The sequence below is a fragment of the Rothia sp. SCPM-O-B-18226 (M350) genome (assembly GCF_058213595.1).
Genome location: NZ_JBYQJS010000003.1, coordinates 54,280 through 80,602, shown reverse-complemented (window position 1 = coordinate 80,602; position 26,323 = coordinate 54,280). Strand labels below are relative to the sequence as shown.

16 protein-coding genes and 1 riboswitch are annotated in these 26,323 nt (G+C 62.8%); of the genes, 6 read left to right on the top strand and 10 right to left on the bottom strand.

Annotated features, from left to right (window positions below; all coding sequences use genetic code 11):
* Nucleotides 1–41: 41 nt before the first annotated feature.
* From AC3E6W_RS05915 to AC3E6W_RS05905, 3 genes are all read right to left on the bottom strand, one after another.
* Nucleotides 42–2,453, bottom strand: coding sequence for a cell division protein PerM (locus AC3E6W_RS05915; RefSeq protein ID WP_490652581.1), 2,412 nt, complete (start codon nucleotides 2,451–2,453; stop codon nucleotides 42–44).
* A 133-nt stretch (nucleotides 2,454–2,586) separates the two neighbouring features.
* Nucleotides 2,587–3,021: a PIN domain-containing protein gene (locus AC3E6W_RS05910; protein ID WP_490652580.1), complete on the bottom strand. Its 435-nt coding sequence runs from the start codon at nucleotides 3,019–3,021 to the stop codon at nucleotides 2,587–2,589.
* 10 nt (nucleotides 3,022–3,031) lie between these two features.
* On the bottom strand, nucleotides 3,032–3,259 hold the full coding sequence (locus AC3E6W_RS05905) for a hypothetical protein (protein WP_049342913.1): 228 nt from the start codon (nucleotides 3,257–3,259) through the stop codon (nucleotides 3,032–3,034).
* Nucleotides 3,260–3,294: 35 nt separating this feature from the next.
* Nucleotides 3,295–3,426: riboswitch (SAM riboswitch) on the bottom strand.
* 257 nt (nucleotides 3,427–3,683) lie between these two features.
* Here AC3E6W_RS05905 and AC3E6W_RS05900 point away from each other — a divergent pair.
* Both AC3E6W_RS05900 and AC3E6W_RS05895 read left to right on the top strand, forming a co-directional pair.
* The gene (locus AC3E6W_RS05900; RefSeq protein WP_490652579.1) at nucleotides 3,684–7,790 is read left to right on the top strand and encodes a DEAD/DEAH box helicase; all 4,107 of its coding nucleotides are present in this window, start codon (nucleotides 3,684–3,686) and stop codon (nucleotides 7,788–7,790) included.
* A 154-nt stretch (nucleotides 7,791–7,944) separates the two neighbouring features.
* Complete coding sequence (locus AC3E6W_RS05895) at nucleotides 7,945–8,781, top strand: aldo/keto reductase (RefSeq protein WP_490652578.1); 837 nt, start codon at nucleotides 7,945–7,947, stop codon at nucleotides 8,779–8,781.
* Between the two features lie 216 nt (nucleotides 8,782–8,997).
* Here the strand turns inward: AC3E6W_RS05895 and AC3E6W_RS05890 are convergent, their stop codons facing one another.
* Nucleotides 8,998–11,490: a helix-hairpin-helix domain-containing protein gene (locus AC3E6W_RS05890; protein ID WP_490652577.1), complete on the bottom strand. Its 2,493-nt coding sequence runs from the start codon at nucleotides 11,488–11,490 to the stop codon at nucleotides 8,998–9,000.
* 458 nt (nucleotides 11,491–11,948) lie between these two features.
* On the opposite strand from AC3E6W_RS05890, the gene AC3E6W_RS05885 reads away from it, so the two are divergent.
* Nucleotides 11,949–13,562, top strand: a complete 1,614-nt coding sequence (locus AC3E6W_RS05885) for a dehydrogenase (protein ID WP_490652576.1) — start codon at nucleotides 11,949–11,951, stop codon at nucleotides 13,560–13,562.
* 180 nt (nucleotides 13,563–13,742) lie between these two features.
* Here AC3E6W_RS05885 and AC3E6W_RS05880 read toward each other — a convergent pair whose 3' ends face one another.
* Nucleotides 13,743–15,218: an amino acid permease gene (locus AC3E6W_RS05880; RefSeq protein WP_490652575.1), complete on the bottom strand. Its 1,476-nt coding sequence runs from the start codon at nucleotides 15,216–15,218 to the stop codon at nucleotides 13,743–13,745.
* A gap of 418 nt (nucleotides 15,219–15,636) precedes the next feature.
* Nucleotides 15,637–17,106, bottom strand: a complete 1,470-nt coding sequence (locus AC3E6W_RS05875; RefSeq protein ID WP_490652574.1) for an amino acid permease — start codon at nucleotides 17,104–17,106, stop codon at nucleotides 15,637–15,639.
* 484 nt (nucleotides 17,107–17,590) lie between these two features.
* Between AC3E6W_RS05875 and AC3E6W_RS05870 the strand changes: the two genes are divergently transcribed.
* Entirely contained in the window at nucleotides 17,591–17,989 is a 399-nt protein-coding gene (locus tag AC3E6W_RS05870) for a hypothetical protein (protein WP_490652573.1), read from the top strand.
* 240 nt (nucleotides 17,990–18,229) lie between these two features.
* Complete coding sequence (gene trmB, locus AC3E6W_RS05865; protein WP_490652572.1) at nucleotides 18,230–19,036, top strand: tRNA (guanosine(46)-N7)-methyltransferase TrmB; 807 nt, start codon at nucleotides 18,230–18,232, stop codon at nucleotides 19,034–19,036.
* A 231-nt stretch (nucleotides 19,037–19,267) separates the two neighbouring features.
* Here the strand turns inward: trmB and AC3E6W_RS05860 are convergent, their stop codons facing one another.
* From AC3E6W_RS05860 to dnaK, 4 genes are all read right to left on the bottom strand, one after another.
* Nucleotides 19,268–19,774, bottom strand: coding sequence for a heat shock protein transcriptional repressor HspR (locus tag AC3E6W_RS05860; protein WP_070679434.1), 507 nt, complete (start codon nucleotides 19,772–19,774; stop codon nucleotides 19,268–19,270).
* A 3-nt stretch (nucleotides 19,775–19,777) separates the two neighbouring features.
* Nucleotides 19,778–20,767, bottom strand: coding sequence for a DnaJ domain-containing protein (locus tag AC3E6W_RS05855; RefSeq protein WP_490652571.1), 990 nt, complete (start codon nucleotides 20,765–20,767; stop codon nucleotides 19,778–19,780).
* A 283-nt stretch (nucleotides 20,768–21,050) separates the two neighbouring features.
* Nucleotides 21,051–21,629 carry a nucleotide exchange factor GrpE gene (locus tag AC3E6W_RS05850; protein ID WP_070688380.1) on the bottom strand — a complete coding sequence of 193 codons (579 nt, stop codon included), beginning with the start codon at nucleotides 21,627–21,629 and terminating at the stop codon, nucleotides 21,051–21,053.
* A gap of 2 nt (nucleotides 21,630–21,631) precedes the next feature.
* Nucleotides 21,632–23,464: a molecular chaperone DnaK gene (gene dnaK, locus AC3E6W_RS05845; RefSeq protein ID WP_490652570.1), complete on the bottom strand. Its 1,833-nt coding sequence runs from the start codon at nucleotides 23,462–23,464 to the stop codon at nucleotides 21,632–21,634.
* Nucleotides 23,465–24,241: 777 nt separating this feature from the next.
* Here dnaK and AC3E6W_RS05840 point away from each other — a divergent pair.
* Nucleotides 24,242–26,242, top strand: a complete 2,001-nt coding sequence (locus AC3E6W_RS05840) for a pentapeptide repeat-containing protein (RefSeq protein WP_490652569.1) — start codon at nucleotides 24,242–24,244, stop codon at nucleotides 26,240–26,242.
* Nucleotides 26,243–26,323 lie beyond the last annotated feature (81 nt).

Below are 26,323 nucleotides of genomic sequence, written 5' to 3'. Positions count from 1 at the left end.
GCACGAGTCATCCTCGCGCGGGTTTCGTGCTATTTTTCGAACTATTTCTTCTTCGGGGCCTGCGAGCCGGTAACCTCTTCCCCGGTCGGCAGCGGGGGCAGCTCCACGGTGGAGGCCTCGTCGGTCAGAAGCGGCAGGATGCCGGTCTGGGCGCGCACGCCAAAGATACGGTTCATGGCCTGGTCGGCGGAGAGCACCTCCAGCTCGCGTTCCATGAAGTCACGCTCTCCCCCGGCCTTCTTCTGCGCCTTGCGCTCGCTCTTGGCCGCCTTCTTCTCGCGGCGCTTGCGGGCGCGCTGTTCCGCCGCGGAGGGCTCGGCCTCCGGGGCCTCGGAGGATTCGTGCCCCGAACGGTCGGGAGCGGCATCCTCGGAGCCTTCGGCGGGCTGAACGCCGAAACCGAAGTACGCCATGATGCGCCCGGCACGGCCTCGCGGGCGAGCGGGCTCGGCGCTTTCGGAGGCGTCCTCAGCCTCGGCGGGGCCTTCCCCCGCGGTCTTCGCGGAAGACTTCGAGATTTCCGCGGACTTCGGGGCCGCCTTCTTCTCGTTCTCAGAACCGGTCTCGGACGCGGCGGAAGCGGGCTCGAGTTTTTCGGGCTCGGGGTTCATAAACTCGGGGATGGAGAGGTCGGATTCCACCGGCTCGGGCAGGTCCTCGTCGGGAACGACCTCGGCGAGCGCATCCGCCAGGGCGCGCTCGGCCACGGGGTCGGAAGCCTCCAGGGGGTAGGCGTGCACGGGCTCCTGCGGGTGCACCGGCACGTGGCCGGTGGCTACCTCGTCCACAATCGTGTGCGCCTCGGAGGGCTCCTGCGAATCCTCGTGCTCGGAGTCCTCGTTCTCAGAGTCCTCGGAGCTCGGCTCGCTCTTTCGGGAATCTTCGGCGGCCTTGCGCTCGGCTTCTTCCTCGCGGCGCTTGGCCTCCTCGGCCTCCTCACGGGCGCGACGCTCGGCCTCAGCCTTGCGCTTGGATTCTGCCTTGCGAGCTTCCTCCTCCCGGCGCTTGGCTTCCTCAGCTTCCTCCGCCTCGCGACGCTCAGCCTCGGCTTCCTCGGCAGCTCGGCGTTCCTCACGCTCGGCCGCACGCTCCGCGCGACGCTGAGCCAGGCGCTCCTTCGCGGAAGCACCAAGGCTCATCAGGCGCTCGCCCAGGTTCGGACGCTCATCGGCAAATCGCGGCAGATCGCGGCTGCTATCGGGCACCAGGGCGCGGCTGAGCAGGTTACCCAGAGCCACGCCGAGCCCCACCCACAGAGCCGTGTGGCCCGCAAAGCTCAGCGGCTCGGCACCCACCTCGGTGAAGCGGCCGACGCCCAACGAGCCGTAGGAAATCCAACCCAGCCACAGGGCGGCCAGAGAAGTCAGCAAACCGGTCAGCACGCCCAGCGCAAGCGAGGACAGCAGGGCCGAAAGCGGACGGAACGGCACCTTCAGGGCGACCCACTCGTCCAGGTGATCCTCACCCTCACGCAGGAACCACCAACCGGCAATCGCGCCGGCGGCCACCGGAACCAGCAGACCCAGCAGGCCGGCGCTTCCCAGGGACTCAGGAACCCCGCCCAGGATCGGCAGCATCGGCAGGGACCCGGCATTGCTACTCGTCAGGCCGATCGAGGTACCCGCGCCAAAGGCGAAACCGGCACCGGTCGACCAGGCCATCGCGTAAATCACCAGGTTGGGCAGGAAGCCCAGCTGCAGCAGCGTCACAGCGGTATCACCCACCGGGCCCGCGTGCAGCTCCTGGTAGGTGGCCACCACCTGCGACCACCCGCCCAGAATACCCAGGGCCAGTAGCAGCGCGCCCAGGCCCACGAAGGCCACCGCGGCAACCACCGCCGCGCGCACCACAGCCCACGCGTAGGACCCGGCCCAGCGCGAGTACTGGCTCATCTGCGAAATCTGCTCCGCCGTATCAACACCCACCATGCGCGAAAGCGAACGCGCCTCGCGGTAGCCGCCCCACATCAGGCCGACCACCACGATACCCAGCGGCACCAGCGCGGCGTTCAACACCTGTAGCGGCTTCGGGCTCGGGCTCGCCCAACCGTACACCGCCGAACAAATCAGCGCGTAGGTCACCGAGCCCGAGAGTACCGGAATGAGGAACTCCCCCTCGTACGAGGCGCGCGCCAGCCTGCGACCGGAACGGTAGCAAAATAGCAGCGGCAGAATACTCAGGCCCAGCGGCACCAGGGTCATGGTGCCCGCGGAGGCGCCAAAGACAGCCGAGAGGTCCAGGGGAACGCCGTGAATCAGGAGCCACAGGTGGGCCGACATCGCGGCCACCGACGAGAACTCCGTGCCACCAAAACCGTTCGTTGCCCACACGGCAGCCATGGCGGCCACCACCAGGACACCGGACATCAGGGCGGTCAGAATCAGCTCAACGACGCCCTGAAGCCACAGGGGCATGGGCACGGAATAGCGGGAGATAGGTGAGGTGCTTTTCATCGTCCTTCCATGATGCCACGTTTTGACGACGAAACCCGCCTCCGGAAGGGCCGATGATGGCCCTCGGAGACGGGTTTTTGCACGTCGCATCAGTTTTTGGGTTAGTCCCTCAGCGGGAATATTTACGGCGCCCCTAGTAATCGGTCCAGGGGTTGGATGTGTTCACGCCCCAGGAACGGTACACCTGCGCCTTCGAGGAGACCAGCTCCAGATCGTAGGCGCTCGCGCTTGCGGCCATCAGCCCCTCCAGGGCGGCCGTGGGAAGGGGACCGGCGTCGTCACGCCCCACCGCGTGCTGACCGCGCGGGGCCTGGCGGCCCGCCCACTCGAGGCTCACGCGCGCGTCCACGTTAATGACGTGGTCGCCGAAGCGTTCGAGCAGCTCAGCAATCCAGCGGTCGGTCTCGGGGTAGGGATAGAGGCCTTTGAGCTCACCAATGCTCAACACCGAAATGTACATGTGGCGAAACGAGCGGCGGCGCAGAAACGCCACCACGGCGGGGTCTGGATCCGCCTTACGAATCTCCGCGAGAACGTCGGAGTCCAGGAGCATACCGGAAAAGTTCATACCCCTAATGCTACGCTACGCGCAGACCGGCGATTTCGATGGCGGGAATACCCTCGGGGTTGGGCAGAAGAAGGAAGTTCAGGAACTCGTCGCGCTTAGAAGAAATGCGGGAGTAGTCGTCAATGCTGACCGCGGTGAAACCGCCTCGAGCGGGAACTGCTGCGGCACGCAGGCTGTCCTGGTAGGAGCGGGAGGGGTTCAGAGAGATTACTGCTTCGGTTGCAGAGCCGTTGTACATGTGACAACCTGCGCCGTGAGTGGCGCGATCCTTTCGCGTTGCTCTTGTCTGTACCGGTTACCACCTCTGAGGGTGGTGAATACAAACCGCTTCGTCATCCGAGCCACCCGTGAACATGGGGTTGGCGTTCGACCATAGTCGGAGCTTATCAGTCGAAACTCTTGAAGCTGGCTCCAGCTTACAGCACGTTCTCACCTTAAGTAAAGTGTTCTTCACAAAAGATTCAGGTCACATGTATTTTTGCTTATCAAATTGTTTAGTACCATTCCACGGCGGCCTCGACACGTAATATTTGATCCTCCGCAGCCCCTCGCTTTCACCCCTCCGCGAGCACGCAGACCAATCCCGCGCGGGGCGCGGCGGCCGCTTTCAGCGTGTTCAATTCGCCTCGTTAAACCCTCGGAGCGCGCACGCTCGAGAGGCAATGACCGCCCGCCGGGCGGCACCTCACCCGATGCGAGATAATGGGCAGGTGCCCAACAATCCTTTCCCCGAAATCCCCGTCACCGTACCCCAAATCATTCGACAGGTCGGCCACCGCACCTACCAGCGCGGGGCCGCCTACCAGCGCAACCGCGAGGTCGTGCGCTACAGCTACGACGAGGACAACCGCACCCTCACCGGACTCGTCAACGGAAGCACCCTCGTGCCCTACGAGGTGACGATTCGGTTCTTCCCCCCGCGCGCCGGCTCGGCTGCCTTCGCCGCCCGATGCACCTGCCCGGTCGTCAGCAATTGCAAGCACGCCGTGGCGCTCATGCTCACCGCGCTGGACCGCGCCTCCGTAGCGAAAAAGGCGCTCAGCGAACACCCCGGACCGGTCGGCGTACCCGGTGCCGTAACGAAGGCTACCGCTGCGAAGGTGGCGACAGATGCAAAGGGATTCGCAGGTTCAAAGAGCGCGGACGTTGCGGAGGCGAAGAAATCCGCCGACCCGCTCGCAGCACTGCGAGCCTCCGGTGCACTCACCACCGCGGCGAAACTGCCCGCACCCGATGCAGCGGCTGTCGAGCCCGAAAACCCCCAGGGAAGCTTTGCGCTCAACGAGCTAGGCGCCTCCCCGAGCCTGCAGGCAGAGGCACCCGCCTCCAAGATTTCGGCCTGGCGCAAGAATCTCTCCTCGGTTCTTTCCGCACGTCAGGACCTTTCCGGCATCGATTCGCTACGGGTCAGCGGCGCGCTCGACCTGTCGATGAGCGTCTCGGGATCCTACGCGCGCGGCCGCAACATGCCCGGGGCGACCCCGGCCATCAACCTACTCGCGCGCCCGCTCATGCGCTCCAAAACCGGCCGCTGGGTCAAGGGCGGCCTCACCTGGGACACTTTCGCCTCGAGCGTGGGCGGGCCGGTCGGCCGCCACGACATCTACCCGGAGCACGAGCGTTTCTTCGCCGAGCTCTACTCGATTGCCCGCCCCTGGCAGAACATGTACTCCTCGCACCGCGACTGGATTTCGCTCAGCGCCGCGGGCTCTGCCCTGCTCTGGGATGTGCTCGCACGCGCCGAGGAAATCGGCCTGCCGCTACTAATCAACGGACGCGAGGTGGAGTACGCCATCCTGCCGCCCGCGCGGGTGCGTCTGCGCGCCGCCGCCCTGCCCGAAGACTCCGAAGAGAACCCGGACGGGGGCCTACTCCTCGAGGCCGCGCTGAGCTGGGAGGGGCGCGAGGGCGAGCTTCTGCGACAGCTCTGGCTTCCGGCCGCCCACTGCCACCCCATGGGCACGCCCCGCACCGGCTTCTTCGCGCTCGGCGGGCTTGCGCAGCAGGAGTACGAGCAGGCCGCCAAGGCCGTGCACTGGAAGACCGCCCGGCCGGGCGCGCTGGACGAGGTGGGGCGCGGCGCCTTTGTGCAGTCTGAGCAAACCGTGCAGTCTGAGCAAACCGTGCAGTCGGCGGATTCCGCGCAGCCGGAGCAGGCCGCGCAGTCGGAGCAGGCCGCGGTTCCGAACCTCCCCGAGGGCGTGGAGCTGGCGCTCATCCCCCTGGTCGAGCCGCTCGACGCCGCCTCCGAGGCGCTCATCTCGGCGGGAACCGTCAAGATTCCCGCCTCCGAACGCCCCGCGTTCCAGCGCGATTTTCTGCCGGCTCTCAGCCGCTCCGTACCCGCGCTCACCCCCGACCCGGTTCTGGCCCTGCCTGCCGTCACCCCGCCGCGCCTGGTGCTCGAGCTGACCTTCGACGAGGAGGTTCGCCACGACGCGCAGCTGGGCTGGCACTGGGAGTACCCCCTCAACCCCTTCGAGGCCGACCCCGAACACGAATCCGGCGTTCAGCGCCTGCCGGTCTTCGGGTACCCCGGCGAGGAGGGCGGCGAGGTGCGCGACGAGCGCTTCGAGGCCCGCGTGCTACGCTCGGTACGCTCGGTGCTGGCCGCGCATCCGGCCCTGGCCAGCCTGGAGGAGCGCCGCGTCGAGGGCTGGGAAACCCGCGAGCTGCTGAGCGCCGTACTGCCGAAGCTACGCCGCATTTCCGCCGTTCGGGTGCGTTTCAACGGCACCCCGCCCGAGTTCGTGGAAGCCACCGACGCGCTCATCGAGGTAACCGTCACCGAGGGCAATTCGCGCGACTGGTTCGGGCTGGGCATCGCTGTGAAGGTGAATAACTGGACCGTGCCCTTCGCCCAGATTTTTGAGGCGCTCGACCGCGGGGCGGACCGCATCCTGCTAGGCAACGGCACCTACTTCTCGCTGCGCCGACCCGAATTTAAGACCCTGCGCACCCTCATCGCGGAGGCGCGGGAGCTCGACGAGGCGGGCGGCGAGCTGCGCATCAACCGGCACCAGGCCGGGCTGTTCTCCGAGCTGGAATCGCTGGCGGCCAGCGTGCAGACCACCCGGCGCTGGGATGAGCAGGTGCGCTCCCTGCTGGCGCTCGTGGAGGCCTCCGAGGCCCGCGAAACCGACCCCGCAGACGGTGCGGATAAGCCCGTGGCAAGCCACGATACGCATGACAAGCGCAACAATGGGGGTGTGGTGCGCCCGAACCTAAACCAAGAGTACCCGGTCCCCGCGGGCCTGCGCGCCACCCTGCGCCCCTACCAGGTGGAGGGTTACCGCTGGCTCACCTTCCTGTACGAGCATCGCATGGGCGGCATTCTCGCCGACGACATGGGCCTGGGCAAAACCGTGCAGGCTCTCGCCCTGCTCGCCCACGCCATCGAGGAGCACCGTGCCGCCTCCGAACGTACCACCGAGCGCGGTGAGAGCGTCGAGCCGTTCGCACCCTTCCTCGTGGTTGCGCCTACCTCCGTCATCTCGAACTGGGCGGCGGAGGCCGAACGCTTCCTGCCCAGGGCGAAGGTCGTCACCATTACCGAAACCACCGCCGGCAAGACCCCGCTGGCCGAACGCGTGGCCGGGGCGCACCTAGTGCTGACCAGCTACACGCTGCTGCGCATGGACGAGGACGCGTACGTCTCCTACGCGGCCGGGCTCGGCTCGGAGGAGGGCCCGGGCACCCCCGGCTGGGGCGCGCTCCTGCTGGACGAGGCGCAATTCGTCAAAAATACCGGCACCCGCGCCTGGTCTATCGCCCGCGTCATGCCCGCGCGCACCAAGATCGCCATGACCGGCACGCCCCTGGAGAACAACCTCATGGAGCTGTGGGCGCTGCTGGCGATTGTGGCGGACGGGCTCTTCCCCTCCGCCCGCGCCTTCCGCGACCTGTACGCCCGCCCGGCCGAATCCGGTGAGGACCCCGCGCACGCGGCCGCCACGACCGCTCGCCTGCGCCGGCGCATCCGCCCGCTCATGCTGCGCCGTACCAAGGAGCTGGTGGCGGCGGAGCTTCCGGCGAAGAACGATGTGCGCGTGAACCTGCCGCTGGCCCCCGGTCACCGCCGCATCTACGACACGCACCTGCAGCGCGAGCGCCAGAAGGTTCTGGGCCTGCTGGAGGACATGGACAAGAACCGTTTCACGATCTTCCAGTCGCTGACACTGCTGCGCCGACTGGCCCTGGATGCCGCGCTCATCGACCCGGACGCCTACGAGGGCGTCACCTCGGCGAAGCGCGAGTACCTGGTGGAGCGGCTACCCGAGCTGCTGGCCGGTGGGCACCGCGTGCTGGTGTTCAGCCAGTTCACCGGTTACCTGAAGAGCATCGCCCGGGCCCTGAGCGAGAAGGGCATCGACCACCTGTACCTGGACGGTTCGACCCGCAACCGCGCCGAGGTCATCGAGGCGTTCCGCGCCGGGGCCGCGCCGGTGTTCCTGATTTCGCTCAAGGCCGGCGGTTTCGGTCTGAACCTGACCGAGGCGGACCACGTGTTCATCATGGATCCGTGGTGGAACCCAGCCGCCGAGCAGCAGGCCGTGGACCGTATTCACCGCATCGGCCAGGAGCGTGAGGTGCACGTGTACCGGCTGGTCGCCGAGGGCACGATTGAGGAGAAGGTCATGCAGCTGAAGGCCTCGAAGGCCGCGCTCTTCGATGCGGTGGTCGGCGAGGGCGAGTTCGCCTCCGCGGCGGTCACTGCTGAGGATGTGCGCGAGCTCTTCGCGCTGCCGGATGAGAAGGACGCGGGATAGCGGCCCCTCTCCCCCGCCGCGGCTCGTCATGATTCTTCGCATCGTTAAGCTCGAGGCACAACCGACTCGTCTTCGCCTCGGCCGCGGGCGTAGCATAGAGAACCAATGAACCCCGCGGAGGCCTCGCCTCCCCCGCAGAAAACGAAGGAGCAGCATGAGCTACAACGTACCCAACGTAAAGTTCAACGACGGCCGATCCATTCCGCAGCTGGGCTACGGCGTGTGGCAGGTTGAGGACGAGGTTGCCGAGAAGGTCGTGGCCGCCGCCCTGGAGATCGGCTACCGCCACGTCGACACCGCCGCCATCTACGGCAACGAGGCGGGCGTAGGCCGCGCTATCGCTAACTCCGGCGTGGCTCGCGAAGACATCTTCCTCACCACCAAGCTGTGGAACTCCGACCAGGGCTACGAGAGCGCTTTCGAGGCGTTCGAGGCGTCCCTGGAGAAGCTGGGCACCGACTACGTTGACCTGTACCTGATTCACTGGGCTAAGCCGCAGCAGGGCCTGTACCTGGATTCCTGGCGTGCGCTGATTGAGCTGCAGAAGCAGGGTAAGGTCCGTTCGATTGGTGTTTCGAACTTCCCCGAGGAGCAGCTGCGCGAGATTATCGAGGAGACCGGCGTGGTTCCGGTCATCCACCAGATTGAGCTGCACCCCTACTTCTCGCAGGAGGCGCTGCGCGCCGTTCACGCCGAGTACGGCATCGCAACTCAGGCGTGGAGCCCGCTGGGCAACGGTAGCGATCTGCTGCAGAACCCCGTGCTGGCTGAGATTGCGGAGCGTCACGGCGCAACCCCCGCGCAGGTCGTGCTGGCGTGGCACCTGGCTAAGGGCACCGTGGCTATCCCGAAGTCCGTGACCCCCTCCCGCATTGAGGAGAACCTGGCGTCGGTGAACGTGAAGCTGACCGCCGAGGACATCGCGGCTGTGGATGCGCTTTCCAGCCCCGAGGGTCGTATTGGCGCTGACCCGGCGAACATCGACTTCTAGGGTGTCGTCTGGGCCTAGCGGCTCGAACCTCACCTACATAAAGCCCCGACAGGCACGGATAATGCCTGTCGGGGCTTTTGCGCGCCCTGGTGGCGCGGTTTCTCGAACTTTCGAAGACCGGTTTTGACGAACGCTCGTTCTTGGATTGTTCGGCAAACCGGCAAACTATCTCGGTGAGCGCTCGGTATCTAGCCGTCACCCGCCAGTTTTCGCCGGCTAGCTCTCGTCCTCCACCAGCAGCGAGAGGGAGATGCGGCGGCGGGCCGGGTCGACCTCCACCACGCGCACCCGCACGATGTCGCCGCTACGCACAATGTCGTGCGGGTTCGCCACGAACCCGCGGCTCATCTGCGAGATGTGCACGAGGCCGTCCTGGTGCACACCGATATCCACGAACGCGCCGAAGGCCGCCACGTTCGATACGGTACCCTCGAGCACCATGCCGGGGCGCACATCCTCAAAACGCGAGACGGATTCGGAGAAGCGTGCGGTGCGGAAGCTGCCGCGCGGGTCCAGGCCGGGGCGGCGCAGCTCGGTGAAGATGTCCTGCACCGTGTACACACCGGCGGTGCCCTCCTCTGCACCGTCCTGTCCGCCCTCCTGCACGTAGTCGGCGGGGCTCAGCCCGGCCAGCGGGTCGCTACCGTCCGAGGTACCCAGGGCGCCGGCAACCCAGCGAGCGCCGTTGCGGGCCTGCGCGTCGGCAATAATGCGGCGCGCGAGCGGGTAGGCTTCCGGGTGCACCGCGGAGGCATCCAGAGGCTCCTCGCCGCCACGAATACGAATGAATCCCGCCGCCTGGCGGAAGATCTTCTCACCCAGCCGCGGCACGTTTAGCAGCTGCCGGCGGTTCGCAAAGGGGCCGTGCTCGGTGCGGTAGGCGACGATGCGTTCGGCGGTCGCGGTCCCCACGCCCGCCACGTGCGCGAGCAGCTGCACGGAGGCGCTGTTGAGGTTCACGCCCACGGCGTTCACGCAGTCTTCGACGGTGTCGTTGAGGGCGCGGCGCAGGGCGGACGGCGGCACGTCGTGCTGGTACTGGCCCACGCCGATGGACTGCGGGTCAATCTTGACGAGCTCGGCGAGCGGGTCCTGCAGGCGGCGCGCAATGGAGACGGCACCGCGCACGGTCACGTCGTAGTCGCGCAGTTCGGCGGCGGCCAGGGCCGAGGCGGAGTAGACGGATGCGCCCGCCTCGGAAACGGTCACCTTCTGGGGTGCTTCCACGCCCTCCTCGCGCAGGGCGCGAATGAGTTCGCTGGCAAGCCTGTCGGTTTCGCGGCTTGCGGTGCCGTTGCCGATGGCGATGAGCTCCACGTGCTCCTCGCGGCAGGCGGCGGCGAGTTCGCGCAGCGCCTCCTCCCACTGATTGCGCGGGGCGTGCGGGTAGACGGTGCCCGTGCGCAGGGGCTCGCCCGTCTCGTCGACGACGGCGTACTTCACGCCGTGGCGCAGGCCAGGGTCCAGGCCGAGGGTGCGGCGGTGCCCGGCGGGCGCGGCGAGCAGAATATCGCGCAGGTTGGAGGCGAACACCTCGGTCGCGTTCTGCGCGGCGGTATCGAGCAGGCGGTGGCGGATGCGCTCGGCCAGGCGCGAGCGCAGGTGAGCGCGCCAGGCGGTGCGCACGGTGGCGGCGAGCCAGCCGAGCACGCGGTCCTCGTCGTCCACGGTGTTGAGCACCTGCACGGGGATGCGCAGCGCGGCGGCCACCTCACGCTCGTATGTAGAACGTACGTTCTCGTAGTTTTCGGCGGCAGCCTCGGCTTCGGCGCGGGCGGCCCCGCGCAGGCGACTGAGCGGTGCGGGGGCGGGTGCCACGTCCACCTTCAGGCGCACCACGCCGGCGTCCTTGGCGCGGTGCAGGGCCAGCACGCGGTGCGGCGGGATGGAGCGAATACGGTCCGAGAAGGCGAAATAGTCCGAGAACTTCGCGCCGTCGCTTTCGTGCCCGGCAATGACCCGGGATTCGATGACGCCCTGCTCGCGCAGGCGGGTCAAGAGCTTCTCGCCGAGTACAGGGTCGGTGAGGGCGCGGTCGATCAGAATCGCGCGGGCACCCTCGAGGGCCTCCTCGGCCGTGCGGATGGGCAGCGTCTCGTCCCCGTCCGCGCGGGCCTCGGCGATTTCCTCATCGGTGGTGATGTAGGCGGCGGCGATGGCGTGCGCGTCGGCGAGGGGCACCTCCAGCAGGTCCTCGACGAGGGAGTCGAGCCCGGCAGCGCGGGCCAGCTGCGCGCGGGTCACGCGCTCGCTACGGTAGGGGGCGTAGAGGGCGTTCACGTCTGCGACGGTGGCGGCGTTCATGAGCGAGGAACGCAGCTGCAGCAGGGTGAGCGGGTCGATGAGTCCTTCGTCGGCGCGCGCGGTGAGCGCCTCGAGCACGCGGGCGCGGCGCTCTTCGAGGGCGCGTAGCTGACCCAGGCGGGTCTGGATGGCGCGCAGCTGGGTGTCGGTGAGCGCGCCCGTCGCTTCTTTGCGGTAGCGGGCGATGAAGGGCACGGAGTTGTCTGCGTCGAGCAGTGCCACGGCGGCGCCGATGCGGTGCGGGGCGATGCCGAGCTCTGCGGCGAGTACCGAGACAAGGTGCGAGGAGGGGGCCCGCTCGGCCCGCCCGTCACGGTCCTGTCGGCTACAGTTCGGTTCGGGGTGCGACTCGTTGGCGGATGCGCCGCGCGGCGCGATGCTGCTCGGGAGGGGGTGTTCGCTCATCCCTCCAGTTTCGCATACTTCGCCGACGCTCCGGGAGCCGGGCCGCCGGGACCGCTGTCGGGATCCCCGAGGCCGCCGCCGAGCCTGCCGGGGTAGTATCGACCCCCCGGCCCCAGCCGCCGGCCCCAGCCGCCGGCTCCAGCGCCGGTTCCAGCGCCGGTTCCAGCCGCAGAGCCCGAGTGTATACAGCCGACGGGCGGTTCTGCATCATTTGGGCCTCTGCCGCCGCCCGCGTCATCTTTTGGTTAGTTAGCTGATTATCGGCCCCTCCGCTTGAACGCCTATATAACGTTCAACTATTTTTGAACTAAAAGGATATATTTTTTAAAATTTTTCTCGCTTTTATGCAGATTGGGGGCGGCGCGACCGCCCGCACGACCTTTTCTGCTCGCAGAAATACAGGGTGCGACGGCACGGTACGACGATGCGCCGCCCACCTGCAGAGGAAAGAGGGACCCATGCGCGAACGCACCGCGCTATCAAACGCGCCGGAGGGCTACTTAGATTTTCACGACGAGTACGCGGAACTCATCGCCGAACTCGCGGCGCTGGGGTTCACCCCTACCCAGGTTCTCCGCCGACTCAACTTTCTGTACCCGCACATCAACAAGAAGTACCTGAACTATGCGCTGAGCTCCGGCATCTGGCAGTTTGGCCCGGTCACGGCAGACGCCCCGAGCTACACGGTGCTCGCATGCGGTCTCTGGTACGTTTTCGCGGAAGCCTACGATTTGCCTCCAGAGCCCGAGTACGCGGCGCTGATTCTTGATTGCGATATTATTCACGACCTGCCGTCCGCGCTGGAGGCACGCCACTTCAACAATGAAGACATTGCGCACGTTCTGGCGAAGATTGGGGCAACGCTCAAGTACCTTGCCGCACACCCCTACTCCCAGCTGGAGGAAGAAGCCTACGCGCAGACCCTCGAGGACATCAGGCAGCGCGGCGTGAAAGAAATCGGCATCGAGGGCGGTAGCCTGTACACCCTGCTCGCCTCCAGTATGGAGGGCGAATCCGCGTGGCCTGCCCCCGCACAGACGGTCAACGATTACCTCGGTGACGGCGACTGGTCCCTGGGTATGCTCCGCACCGGCATTTACCCGGCGGAGGCGCTCGAGAACGAGTGGTATATCGACGCCGCGGCGGTACCCGAGGATTTTGCACCGAAGACTCTGAGCCTGTTTTTGAGCTATTGCGCCCGCTACGACCGCGAGCCGACGGCGCTGAACTACGGCTACTGGTCTACCATTCCCACGCTCATTGAGCAGGTGCCACCGCTGGGTGCGGTACGCGCCAAGTTCGGTTCCTGGCAGACGGCCCTGCATCGCGGACGCACGCAGATTGCCCGCGAGCTGCGCCTGTGGACGAAAAACGAAGCCAACGTAGCTGCCGTGGAGTCGGGTGCCGCTGAGGCGAGCGCTGCTGAATCGAGTGCCGCTGAGGAGCTTGAGCTCCTCGACGCTGAGCTGAGTAACGCTGAGTTGGCTAACGCTGAGCTCCCCGAAACAGAACTAGCAGAGTTGGATACCCCGGACGCATCCCCTGCGGACGCTCCCGCGGAACCGGCAGAACCGGCAGAACCCGCACGTCTGAGCGCCCGCGAACTCACCGAGCAGGGCATCGGCGTGGTGCAGACCGCCCACACCGACCTTGCGGCGTACCACCGCACCCAGTGGGAGCAGACGGTGGAAGTCTTCGGCGAACGCCTCGCGCAGCTTGCCTGGAACCGCCGCCTGAGCACCTACTACTTCTTCGACGGAGCCTGCCTGGAAGATGCCGACCCGACCCCCGTGGTGACGGTTTTCCGCTCCCCCACCGGTTTCCTCTGCGAGCTTGAACCCACCGTCGAGGCGCTGCCCGCCTTCGACCCGGAGTTCCTGCAGGAGCACGGCTGGAGGCACCCGGTACCGGTGCATGCGCTGTGGAATCTGCATGCGCTCGACCCGCTGGAGGCAGCTGCCGCCGTCATCGAGGCGATGCGTTCGGGTTGCGGTTGTGAACGCTGGGATTTCTACCGCACCGATGACGACAACGACCCGCTTGCCGAAGAGGCTGAGATGGCTTCCGTCTAAGCAAGCACTCCCGCGAGCCTCTCTGGTTCATCTCTAGAGCCTCTCGGGTTCATCCATGGAGACAGCGAAAGCCCGCGCCCCCACCTCCTGCAAAGGAGGTGGGGGCGCGGGCTTTACGCATGCACGGGATACCAGCTGCGGCAGCCGGCACCGATAGCCGGCGCAGATAGTAGATGCGGCTTAGCGTGCCGAGAAGATCTCGGACGCCTCCACAATCGCAATCTGCGCGGTGCGGGTCGAAATCGCCTCGTGGCGGCGTGCATCCGCGCGGCGCTTGAAGAACCAACCAATGCCCAGAATCGCGAACCAGACGGGCATCGCGAGCAGACCCCTGAGGGTTTCTTCATCCATGGCCAGCACGCCGATGGTGAAGGCGAAGAACACCAGCGACAGCCACGCGGAGAAACGGCCGCCGGGCAGGCGGAACTTCGACTTCGCATGGCGCGAGGGGAACTTCTTGCGGTACATCAGGTAGCTGACCATGATCATCGCCCACGCGAAAATCACGAGTACCGCAGCCACGGTGGTGACCAGGTTGAACGCGCTAGAAATCGAGTCACCCGCGTAGAGCAGCACAATGGAGGACAGCAGCATCACGGCCGAGAGGAACAGCGCGTTACGTGGCACGCCGGCCTTGGAAACCTTACCCAGGAACGCGGGTGCGCTGCGCTCGCGGGCCAGGCCGAAGGCCATGCGCGAGGTCGAGAAGATACCGGAGTTCGCCGAGGAGGTTGCGCTGGTAATCACCACGAAGTTGATGATGTGCGCGGCGATGCCCAGGCCCGCCAGGGTGAACATGGCGACGAAGGGGCTCCTATCGGGGCTGACGAGGCGCCAGGGGGTAACCATCAGGATGGTGACGAGCGCACCCACGTAGAAGACCATGATGCGCACCGGCACGGCGTTGATTGCCCTGGGCAGGGTCTTTTCGGGGTCCTTGGTTTCTGCCGCGGTGGTACCGACGAGCTCCGAGCCCATGAACGCGAAGACGGCAATCTGGAATGCGCCGAGGAAGCCGATGAAGTGGTTCGGGAACATACCGCCGTCGTTCCAGAGGTTTGCGACGGATGCCTGCGCGCCACTGGGTGAGGTGAATCCGATAGCGACCATGGCGCCGCCGACCACAATCAGGGCGACGATGGCGACGATCTTAATCATGGAGAACCAGAATTCGATTTCGCCGAAGTTCTTCACGGACACCAGGTTCAGGGTCAGCAGTACGCCAATGACGGCGAGGGCCGGTATCCAGGCTTGCAGGTCGGGCCACCACATGCGCAGGTAGCCGACGATTGCGATGATGTCCGCAACGGCGGTCACCACCCACATGAACCAGTACGACCAGCCGAGGAAGAAGCCCGCCATGGGGCCGACCAGGTCGGTGGTGAAGTCGGAGAAGGACTTGTAGCGCAGGTTCGACAGCAGGATTTCACCCATGGCGCGCAACACCAGGAAGATGACGGCGCCGATGAGCATATACACGAAAATCACGGAGGGGCCCGCTAGGGAGATAGCGCGGCCGGAGCCCATGAACAGGCCCGTGCCGATGGCACCGCCGATTGCGATGAGCTGGATGTGGCGGTTGCTCAGACCGCGGTGCAGTCGCTCTCCCTGTTCGGGAGCCTCGGGGGTGACGGTGGCCTGGTTATGTTCAGTCACGACGTCCTCTTTTCTGCGGTTGTACCCCGTACCGCATATGCCATGACCTGGAGTAAAAATCTCGAGAAGACGGGAGGCACGGTCAGTGTATGAATATGCGGCCAGTTGCTTGGCGGGGCAGCCCCGGCTTTCGGGGCGGGAGATGGGCTCGACCATGGTTCGCACCGCATCCGGGGCGAGTTCGGACATCGCCCGATGCGGGAACCTATGGGAGCTTTCACACCTGTTTGGATAGATATTCTACACGTTTTGAAAGGTGAATGAAGTATTTTTCAACCTTTGGTGTGTCGCAAATCTATTGTATAGGTCACCATTTAGCCCCCTGACGGGGGTAAATGAACACAGAAAAACCTCGCCCCCGCATCCAGAAAGAACACGGGGGCGAGGCCCAGAACAACGACGAGCGGAGCGCTAGAGGCTACTTCTGAGAGGCTCCTTCATCGACCAGCGCGCGAGCACGCTTGGCGGCATGGCGGCGGGTCAGGATCTCGTAACCGATAGCCAGGGCGATGAACCAGACGGGGGTCAGCGCCAGACCGACAGCGGTATCCGGGTACAGACTCAGGGCGTAAACCATCACCGCGAAGAAGACCAGACCAAACCAGCTCATGCCGATACCCCAGGGCATCTTGTACGCGGATGCCTCATGGCGTTCAGGGAACTTCTTGCGGTAGACCAGGTAGGCAATCAGAATCATGCTCCAGGTGAAGATACCCATCATCGACGCCACGGAGGTCACCACGGTAAACGCCTCCATAATGCCCTTGCCTGCGTACAGCATGACCAGGCTGAACAGCAGCAGCACGGTGGTCAGGTACAGGGCGTTGGCGGGCACGCCGTTCTTGGTGAGCTTACCCAGTGCGGAGGGTGCCGCACCGTCGTGCGCCAGACCGTACACCATGCGGGAGGTGGAGAAGATACCGGAGTTTGCCGAAGATGCCGCGGAGGTCAGCACCACGAAGTTCACCAGCGATGCCGCAACCGCAATGCCCGCCAGGGAGAACATGCCCACGAAGGGGCTCATGGACTTATCCAGCTTGTCCCAGGGGGTCACGGCGAGGATGGTCATCAGCGGCACAGCGTAGAAGAGCGCAATACGGAAGGGCACGGCGTTAATGGCCTTGGGCAGGGTGCGCTCGGGGTGCTTGGTCTCAGCCACGGCGGTGCCGACGAGCTCGGCGCCCACGAAGGCAAAGAGCGCAATCTGGAAGGAGCCCAGGAAGCCGGTCACGCCCTGGGTGAAGATGCCGCTACCGGAGGGGCCGGGATGGTCCCACAGGTGGGCCAGGGAGGCGGTGGTACCGTCGGGGCTGGTGAAGCTGAAGGCAACCATGAGCGCACCAACAATAATGAGGGCGACAATCGCGACGATTTTAATGACCGCGAACCAGAATTCGATTTCACCGAAGTTCTTCACCGAGGGCAGGTTCAGCAGTAGCAGTGCCGTGATGACCACAAGCGCCGGGATGAACTTGGGCATGCCGGGTAGCCAGTATTGCACGTAGCCGGTAATCGCGATGACGTCCGCGATGCCCGTGACGACCCAGAAGAACCAGTACGACCAGCCGACGAAGAATCCTGCGCGCAGGCCGAGGATATCGGTGATGAAGTCGGTAAAGGACTTGTACTTGGGGTTGGAGAGCAGAATCTCGCCCATAGCGCGCAGAACAAAGTAGATGACGCTACCGATAATGGCGTAAACAAAGATGATGGAGGGGCCGGTCAGCGCGATGGTCTTGGCCGAGCCGAGGAAGAGGCCCGTACCGATGGCGCCGCCAATAGCAATCAGCTGGATATGTCGGTAGCTGAGCCCGCGCTGGAGCTTGGAGTGCTCAGCCTCCGAATCTAGGCCGGTGACGGAGTTCTGCGGCGTTGGCTGCTGTGTCACGTATTTCTCTTTTCTGCGTCGGTTGCCCTGTTTTTTACTCGGGGGCTTATCCGGGTGGTTGGTATTCACTCATATTCCTTAACGGCGTACAGGGAGGCGAACCTCCCATTTCCACGGCACGTGCTGTATTTCGGGGCTTGCGGGCCCTGATGACACGGTTTTGCCGGGGCTTGTATCACCGATGAGAAATATACAGAGAATGCATAATCTCAAATTTTACCCCCTCATACCCACACGAGCGCAATGAATCCAACATGGGCGGAAATTTGAGACGATGCGGACACGGGGCGGGTTCACCGTGAGCCATCGGGCACAGGGGTTTCTCGTCCTCCTCCAGCCACCCTTCCACTGTCTCTTTTTTCGGGTTTTCAAAAAATTAAGAAACTTTACCAGTAAAACTTTACAAGGTGAGAAAGTGGGGCTAAAGTAGTAACCATTCAAACGAAAACCTAACCGACCAAGCACAGAACAGAAGGACACCACAATGGGCAAGTTCTCCAACGCAGCAATCCGCCTCACCGCCGGCGCACTCATCCTCGACGCAGGCGTCAAGAAGCTCAAGGCAGACGAGGGCACCTACGCCTTCCTACAGCAGATGGCCGCAACCGGCGTTCCCGCAGTCGCCAAGCTGGATGCAGCAACCTTCGGTAAGCTCATCTCCGGTGCAGAGACCGCCCTCGGCGCAACCCTGCTGACCCCCTTCATCCCCGCACGTCTGGCGGGTGCAGGCCTGACCGCATTCGCGGCAAACCTGTTGACCATGTACTTCCGCAACCCGGACATGCACGACGAGTACTTCCGTCCCACCCAGGACGGCCAGCAGCTCGCAAACAACATCGTGATGCTCGGCGCGGGTCTGGCGCTGCTGGGCTCCAAGAAGTAAGGCCCTCCTCTTAGCTCACTCCTCAAGCAACCTCTCTTTAGTGCGGTGGGAACCTTCCGGTTCCCACCGCACTTTTGTATGCGCGCAGAATTTCTACGCCCGCTGGTTTTCTACGCTTCGCAGACCGGCGCGCGCACCCTATCCGCCCCCCGGTTCACTCGCACCCGGCCAGCCCGGCATCACCCCGCCCAGCGGCCCCGAAACCGCACGGTGTAGCGGCCCTGCGCTATTCTTTTAGGTATGTCTACTGAGAACACGCAGCCTAGCCAGGCACCCGAATCCACCGAAGAGAAGGCTAAGAAGCCGGTTCCCGAGGAATTCTTCCGCCAGCCCTACTCCTTCGTCCGCCGCGGCGACCGCCTCACCGCGCGCCGCCAGAAGGCCTGGGATACCTACTCCCCCACCCACGTGCTGGACATTCCGCGCCTGCGCACCGACACCTCCGTCGCGCCCGAGGCGACCTTCGACCCGGTTAAGATTTACGGCCGCGAGGCCTACCAGGTCGTCGAGATCGGTTCCGGCCTGGGCGAGGCAATCGTGCACCGCGCAGCCGAGGTGCCCGAGGCGAACTTCCTCGCCGTCGAGGTGTACACCCCCGGCATCGCGGACCTGCTGCTGAAGATGGGCAACGCGGGCGTGGAGAACGTGCGTGTGGCTCAGGCGAACGCACCCGAGCTGCTCGACAACATGCTCGAGGAGAACTCCGTGGACGAGCTGTGGGTGTTCTTCCCGGACCCCTGGCATAAGTCTCGCCACCACAAGCGCCGCTTGGTGTCCCCGGCGTTCGCCGATAAGGTTGCGCGTGTGCTCAAGCCCGGCGGCATTTGGCGCCTGGCAACCGACTGGGAGGAGTACGCCCTGGTCATGCGTGAGGTTCTGGAGGCGCACCCCGACTTCGAGAACGTGAACCCCGGCGCCGGTGCGACCGAGGAGGATCCGCAGGGTGGTTGGGCTCCGCGTTGGGAGGGTCGTACCCTCACCAGCTTTGAGCGTAAGGCTCAGGAGGCGGGCCGCCGCGCACACGACCTGGCCTACCGCCGCAAGTAAGCGGAGCAGCGTCAGCGTTAGTACGCGACTTATACGTTAAGGAGGTGAGGCTCCCCGGTCATTCGGGGAGCCTCACCTCCTTGTGTGTGGGTCCAAGTTCATGCGGGGCGGGGGTCTACCCTCCCTCGCGGCGTATGACACAAAGACGCACAAGCCTATATGGGTGGCTGACTAGCGCAAATGAGCTAGAACAGCCGAGCCGTTTATCCCAGTGTAGCGGGTTTAGCCGGTTTAGCGCTGCGGCTTCGCATCATCCGCCGTAGCCGGCTGGCGATGCTGACGATACAGCACCACAGCCGAAGAACGCTGACGAGGCGCCGGGCGGGTGCCGCGGGCAATATGCACCACGTCGCCACTGGTACCGGCTGCGAACACGCGCTCCGCCAAGCCCAACTTCACCTTCGCGTCCTCGATCTGGCTCTGCAGGGCCGCAATCTGTTCCTTCTGCGACTCCAGGAGAGCCTCCAGCTCGATGATTCGGCGAATACCCTCCAGGGAGACGCCCTCCTGCGAGAGCTGCTGAATCCGCTGCAGACGGTTCACGTCACGCTGCGAGTAGCGGCGCGCCTTACCGGGCGCACGCGAAGGCTGGACCAAGCCGATACGGTCGTACTGGCGCAGGGTCTGCGGGTGCATGCCCGCCAGCTCAGCCGCCACAGAAATCACGAAAACCGGCAGGTCCACACTGTGCAACGGCTTGCCGCTACGGGACTTAGATGATGATTCTCGAGATGCCATGGTTTACTTCGCCTTCTTCAACAGATCCTTACGCGGGTTCTCCTGCGGTGCCAGCTTCACGAACTTATCGAATGCTTCCTGCGCCTCTGCGCTCAGCTCGGTGGGCAGTACAATCTCCGGGATAACCAGCAGGTCGCCGTCGCCGCCCTTAGCCTTGAAGCCGCGGCCCTTGGCGCGCAGTCGGCGGCCGACCTGGCCGGGTGCCAGGCGCAGCTTCACGGTGGATGCGTCGGGCAGGGGCACCTCAATCACTGCGCCGTCGACGGCCTCGGCGAGGGTGACGGGTGCGCGCAGGATCAGGTTATTGCCCTCGCGGGAGTACACGGAGTCATCGGAGACGCGCACGGTGACCTTCAGGTCGCCGCCGCGCAGGCCCTTGCCGCGCAGGCGGACCTTCTGGCCGTCCTTAATGCCTGCGGGGATGCGTGCCTCGGTGTGGGAGCCGTCCGGCAGGAACACGGTCACGTTTGCGCCGGTGTATGCCTGGGCCAGGCTGATGCGGGTGCTGGTGGTGCTTTCCTCGGGGGCCGCGTGCTGTGCGCCGCCAAAGCCGCTACCCATGCCGCCGAAGTCGGCGCTGGTGAAGCCGGCGGAGCGACGGCGGCTGCCGCCGGTGCTTCCGCCGAACAGGCCGCCGAGCAGGTCATCAATGTTGATATTGGCGCTGGTGCCGCCGCGGAATCCGCCGAAGGCGTCCGCGCCGGGGTAGCCGCCACTAAAGCCGCCTGCACCGAAGCCCCCCGCACCCATGCCTGCGGCGCCGTAGCGGCGAATCTGGTCGTACTCCTCGCGCTGCTTCTTGTCGGAGAGCACGTCGTAGGCCTCGGAGATTTCCTTGAACTTCTTCTCAGCTGCGGCGTCGCCGGGGTTCAGGTCCGGGTGGTACTTGCGGGAGAGCTTGCGGTACGCCTTCTTAATGTCGCTCTCGCTCGCGTCTTCGCTAACGCCCAGGGCCTTATAAAAATCGTCGGTTATCCAGTTTTCACTTGCCATGTTGTGTTTCTCCTCTCGCGGTGATGCGCCGCCCTCCTCGGTTACGGGACGGCTAGCAGGGCACCACGTTCTTGTCTTAATGCTCTATATAAAAGTTTAGTCTACTTGACTCAATTTTGGAAGGGGGTAGACCAAAATTTAGCGCCCTACAAGGCTTTTTAACCACCGCCGCTACATACCGAGACCACGCACATATCGCAAGCAAACAACAGGGCGGGCACTCCCCCACCAGGGAGAGCACCCGCCCGTCGTTAGTTATTCAGCCAATGCTGAGCCGATCACCTTACGGTGCGACAGCCACAGCCACCTGCGCGGTACGAACCACGCGGTCGTTCACGCGGTAGCCGTAACGCAGAACCATGGAGACATGATCCTCAGCCACCTCGTCGGTGGGCTGCTGCAGAACAGCTTCGTGGATGTTCGGGTCGAAGGCGTCGCCTACTTCACCGAAACGCTCCACGCCCTGCTTGCCGAGCAGCTCTTCGAGCTTGGTAGCGATGGAGGCGAAGGGGCCGTCCTGCAGGTCGCCATGCTTGCGTGCGGCGTCGATATCGTCGAGCACCGGCAGCAGTGCGGTCACCAGTTCACTGGTTACGAAGCCTCGCAGCTGCTCCTTTTCGCGAGCGGTGCGGTTCTTGAAGTTAGTGAACTCTGCCTGCAGGCGAAGCAGGGAGTCCAGGCGCTCCGCGGCGAGTGCCGCATCCGCAGATTCTGCTTCTACGGCGTCCTGGAGCTCAGCCTCGACGGCTTCCGCAGCTTCCTCGGGGCTTTCGACCGATTCAGCTTCGGGGTGGCCTTCCGCTGCGGGGGCGTTGAATGCCTCTTCCAGCGGGTCGGGGGTGGTGTTTTCCTGCTCAGCCATGATTACTTCTTCTCGTCTTCGTCGATAACCTCGGCGTCGACAACGTCCTCATCAGCGGCGGGCTTGGACTCGGATGCCTCAGCCTGTGCTGTTGCGTAGAGTGCCTCGCCCAGCTTGGACTGGGATGCCTGCAGCTTCTCGAATGCGGACTTCACTGCTGCATCGTCGTCGCCCTCGAGTGCCTTCTTCAGCTCGTCGACATCGCCCTGAACCTCGGTCTTGACGTCCTCGGGCAGCTTGTCGCCGTTCTCCTTCAGGAGCTTCTCGACGGAGTATGCGACGGACTCAGCTGCGTTGCGGGTGTCAGCAGCCTCGCGGCGTGCCTTGTCCTGCTCAGCGTGTGCCTCTGCGTCCTTGACCATGCGGTCGATGTCGTCCTTGGAGAGGGAGGTGCCGCCGGTGATGGTCATGGACTGCTCAACGCCGGTGCCCTTGTCCTTTGCGGAGACGTGGACGATGCCGTTTGCGTCGATGTCGAAGGTGACCTCAATCTGGGGCACGCCACGGGGTGCGGGGGCGATGCCGGTCAGCTCGAAGGTACCCAGGTTCTTGTTGTCGCGAGTGAACTCACGCTCACCCTGGAAGACCTGAATGGTCACGGAGGGCTGGTTGTCCTCTGCGGTGGTGAAGGTCTCGGAACGCTTGGTCGGGATTGCGGTGTTGCGCTCGATCAGCTTGGTCATCACGCCACCCTTGGTCTCGATACCGAGGGAGAGGGGGGTGACGTCAATCAGCAGAACGTCCTTACGGTCGCCCTTCAGCACGCCTGCCTGCAGCGCTGCGCCCATTGCCACAACCTCGTCGGGGTTCACACCCTTGTTGGGCTCGCGGCCGGTGAGCTCCTTGACGAGCTCGGAGACGGCGGGCATACGGGTGGAGCCACCGACCAGGATGACCTCAGAAATCTCGGAGATGGACACGCCAGCTTCCTTGATTACGTCGAGCACGGGCTTCTTGGTGCGCTCGAGCAGGTCGTGGGTCAGTTCCTCGAACTTTGCGCGGGTCAGCTTCTCATCCAGGTGGATGGGGCCCTCGGGGGTCACGGACAGGTACTGCAGGGAGATGTTGGTGCTAGAAGCGCTGGACAGCTCCTTCTTAGCCTGCTCAGCTGCTTCCTGCAGACGCTGCAGAGCAATCTTGTCCTTGGACAGGTCAGCGCCGGTGTTTGCCTTCACCTGTGCGAGTAGCCACTCGACGACGCGGTGGTCCCAGTCGTCACCACCGAGGCGGTTGTCACCGCTGGTTGCGCGAACCTGGATGGTGGAGAAGCCGTCATCGTCCTTGCCGACTTCCAGCAGGGAGACGTCGAAGGTACCGCCACCAAGGTCGAAGACCAGGATGAGCTCGTCTTCCTTACCCTTGTCCAGGCCGTATGCGAGTGCTGCGGCGGTGGGCTCGTTGACGATACGCAGGACGTTCAGGCCTGCGATCTCGCCGGCTTCCTTGGTTGCCTGACGCTCAGCGTCGTTGAAGTATGCCGGGACGGTGATGACAGCGTCGGTGACCTTGTCGTTCAGGAATGCCTCTGCGTCACCCTTCAGCTTCATGAGGATACGAGCGGAGATTTCCTGCGGGGTGTACTTCTTGCCGTCAATCTCGGTGGTCCAGTCGGTGCCCATGTGGCGCTTGACGGAGGAGATGGTGCGGTCGACGTTGGTCACTGCCTGACGCTTTGCAACGCTACCAACCAGAACCTCGCCGTCCTTGGAGAATGCAACGACGGAGGGGGTGGTGCGGGTGCCCTCTGCGTTAGCGATGACGACCGGGCCGCCACCTTCCAGTGCTGCTACGACCGAGTTGGTGGTACCGAGGTCAATACCTACTGCACGTGCCATATGTTTATTCACTCCTTAGGTGTTAGTGCCCCGCTTCTTCTAATGCGAGGCGGGTTAGTTTGAAATTTTCGGAGGCGGTCGGTGCTGCGCGTGCCGCTCCGCGTGGGGTGGTCTGCGTGGCTCCTTGAGCCTCATGTACTCAAGTATGCACTCCCCTGGCAGGGGTGTCAATAGAGTTGAGCGAACTTTACTCAACTTTTTTATGCGGAGGGGCGTGAGGGGTGGGTTTTTTGGGGCTCTGGAGGGGTGTTTTGCGGGGGATTTTGGGGGCAGCGGCGAGGCGCGAATGAGGCGTTTTGCCGCGGAATTCCGGGGTTTTTGGACTAGGTGAGGGTGCGGCGCGGCGATTCAGCGCACGGCGGACGCCGCCGGACGGTCGGGGCGAAAAATTTTTTAAAAAAGGTGAGAGAAAGGGCGGAAAACTGAAAAATTGGGGTGCGAGAGGTGCCGGAAGGGTGGTCTGGGCGCACCTCATATAGGGTGTGCGGGGCGATTTTTAGGCGCGATTTTTAGGTCTGGAGGCTAGGCCCCTAGCAGCGTTGCTAGGGGTGCGCTTCGCGCAGGCACCTCACTCAGCTACAGGCACCTGCCTGAGATCTCAGAGATTCACGCCTCTTATATATAGAGGGCCTGGTTACAAGCTCCATCGCTCACTTGATGGGGGGGTATCTCCGCTTATCCGACCCGTAATTCTTCAAGCTTCACCTGTGGCTTGAGACTAGCTGCCTGCCGTATCCTGAATACGACCATATCCTCTCAAAGTAGACAGGAGACTCTATGTCAGATCAAGGCGCTTCGGAGGAACCTCTGATAGCCTCCAGCCAACCGAGCAGTACAGGACGCAATTCATCAGAGTCTGAGCCCGCCACATCAAGTAATAAGCAGGGCGGACAATCCACGCTACTTACTATATTGGGTGCAATAACATTTGTTTCTTGGGTTGTTTATTTTTGCACCGGTGCTGAGCGGAATGATCCAAAGATTCATTGGCTTCCTATTTCCCTCATGTTGACCATTATTTTTGTAACCATATTATTCTTGTGGAAAAAAGTATGGTTTCTCAAAAATGTTTCACAGTTTAACTCATGGATTTTTGGGGTGACAATTATTGGCGGCACTATTGCCTTCTTGCTACCTCTAGCGATAGCAGATAATTTCTCTAGCAATGGAGAAGGCACTGCACTACGTCAAATGCTTATTTACACCACTGGCGGTCTACTCGGTGTCATCACCCTTAGTGAAACGCGGCGCAAAAATGATTTGGAGAAATCTAAATTTACCGAGCAGCAGGATCAATTCAGAAAGCAGTTGGAAGCGCAGAAAGCGAACCTCGAATCACAGCTGGATGCCCAGAAAAAGACCCTCAGTTCACAGCTAGAAGCCCAAAAAGAGAACCTCAACTCACAGCTGGATGCCCAGAAAAAGACCCTCAGTTCACAGCTAGAAGCCCAAAAAGAGAACCTTGAATCACAGCTGAAAGCTCAACATGACAACCTTGAACTTCAGCTTACTTCGCAGGAAAAGAAGGACAAGAGAGACCACAGCCGCGAGGTTCATGCTGAACGTCGTAGCCGCTATACCAAGGCTGTAGAACAGCTAGCTCATGAGAAATCGGCTGTCCGTTTGGGTGGTATATATACCTTGGTGGGCCTTGTCGATGAATGGTTAGAGGACGAGGCTCTTACAAACGAAGAACAGCTTAAAGAGGGACAGACTATTATCAACAATCTCTGCTCCTACATTCGCTCGCCCTTCCTCACCGCGGAAAAAATTGAAGCATATGAAGCTCGTAATGATTTTAACCAGCTTGAGGAATATGAAGCTGCATCTTCTTTCGAAGAATATTCCCCACAGCTCCGGGCTCAATACGAACGTTTTAAAGAATCTGGTAGCTTTAAAAACTTTCAAGATATCACCGCAGACTATGCAAAGTTCCACGAAGAACAGGATGTACGCCGTACCATTTTTGTTGAAATGAGCAAACGTAGCAGCACCTTCACCAAAAATGAAAAGGGAGAAATGGTTCCTAGCCCGAGTACATGGAGCAACTTCGAGTTCGATTTCAGCCGAGCACCAATTTTCTATCCCCTCAATGACCTCACAATTGAGAAAGGTAATTTCTCTTCTTCGAAGTTCCACGCTAAGGCTGATTTCTCTCGTGTAACTTTCACCTGCGATGCAAACTTCAGCGGGACGATTTTCACCAATGACGCTAACTTTATCGATGCAACATTCATCAATAATGCGGACTTTAATAAATCGATCTTCATTGGAGAAGCAAAATTTATCGGAGCTACACCCTTCATCAATGCAAAGGATTTCAGCCGCGTAACCTTCAGCGGCAATGCAGATTTCAATAATGCAGAATTCCATAGTAATGCGAACTTTATGGGTGCGTATTTCGCTCATGAGGCTAACTTCAACGAGGCAACGTTCACAGGTGATGTTAGCTTCCACGACGTAATCTTCACCGGTGAAGCCAAATTTGGAGGGGTGATTTTCAACAAACATACAAACTTTGTCGAAGCCACGTTCAAAGGCGGCGCTGGTTTTAGCAAGATGACCTTCACAGAGTTTGAACCGTGGTTCTTTGAAATGTGTAGGCATGCCCGGTTCTCCGCAGCTATGAATCCTCATGATTATAATTTCTCAGTCACCACGAAGAGTAAACCTGTCAACCTTGGAACAGCTACACTCCTCGGTAAGACGTTCAAAATTCCCCTTGGAACGATACTTTTCGATCCTGATTCAAACGATATAAGTGATCCTGCAAAGTGAATAGAAGAATCTGGGAAAGAAGGAAAATCCTCCTTTAAATAAAGCTCATTCATAGAGAAGCCCCGTCTGCGTATCTCACGC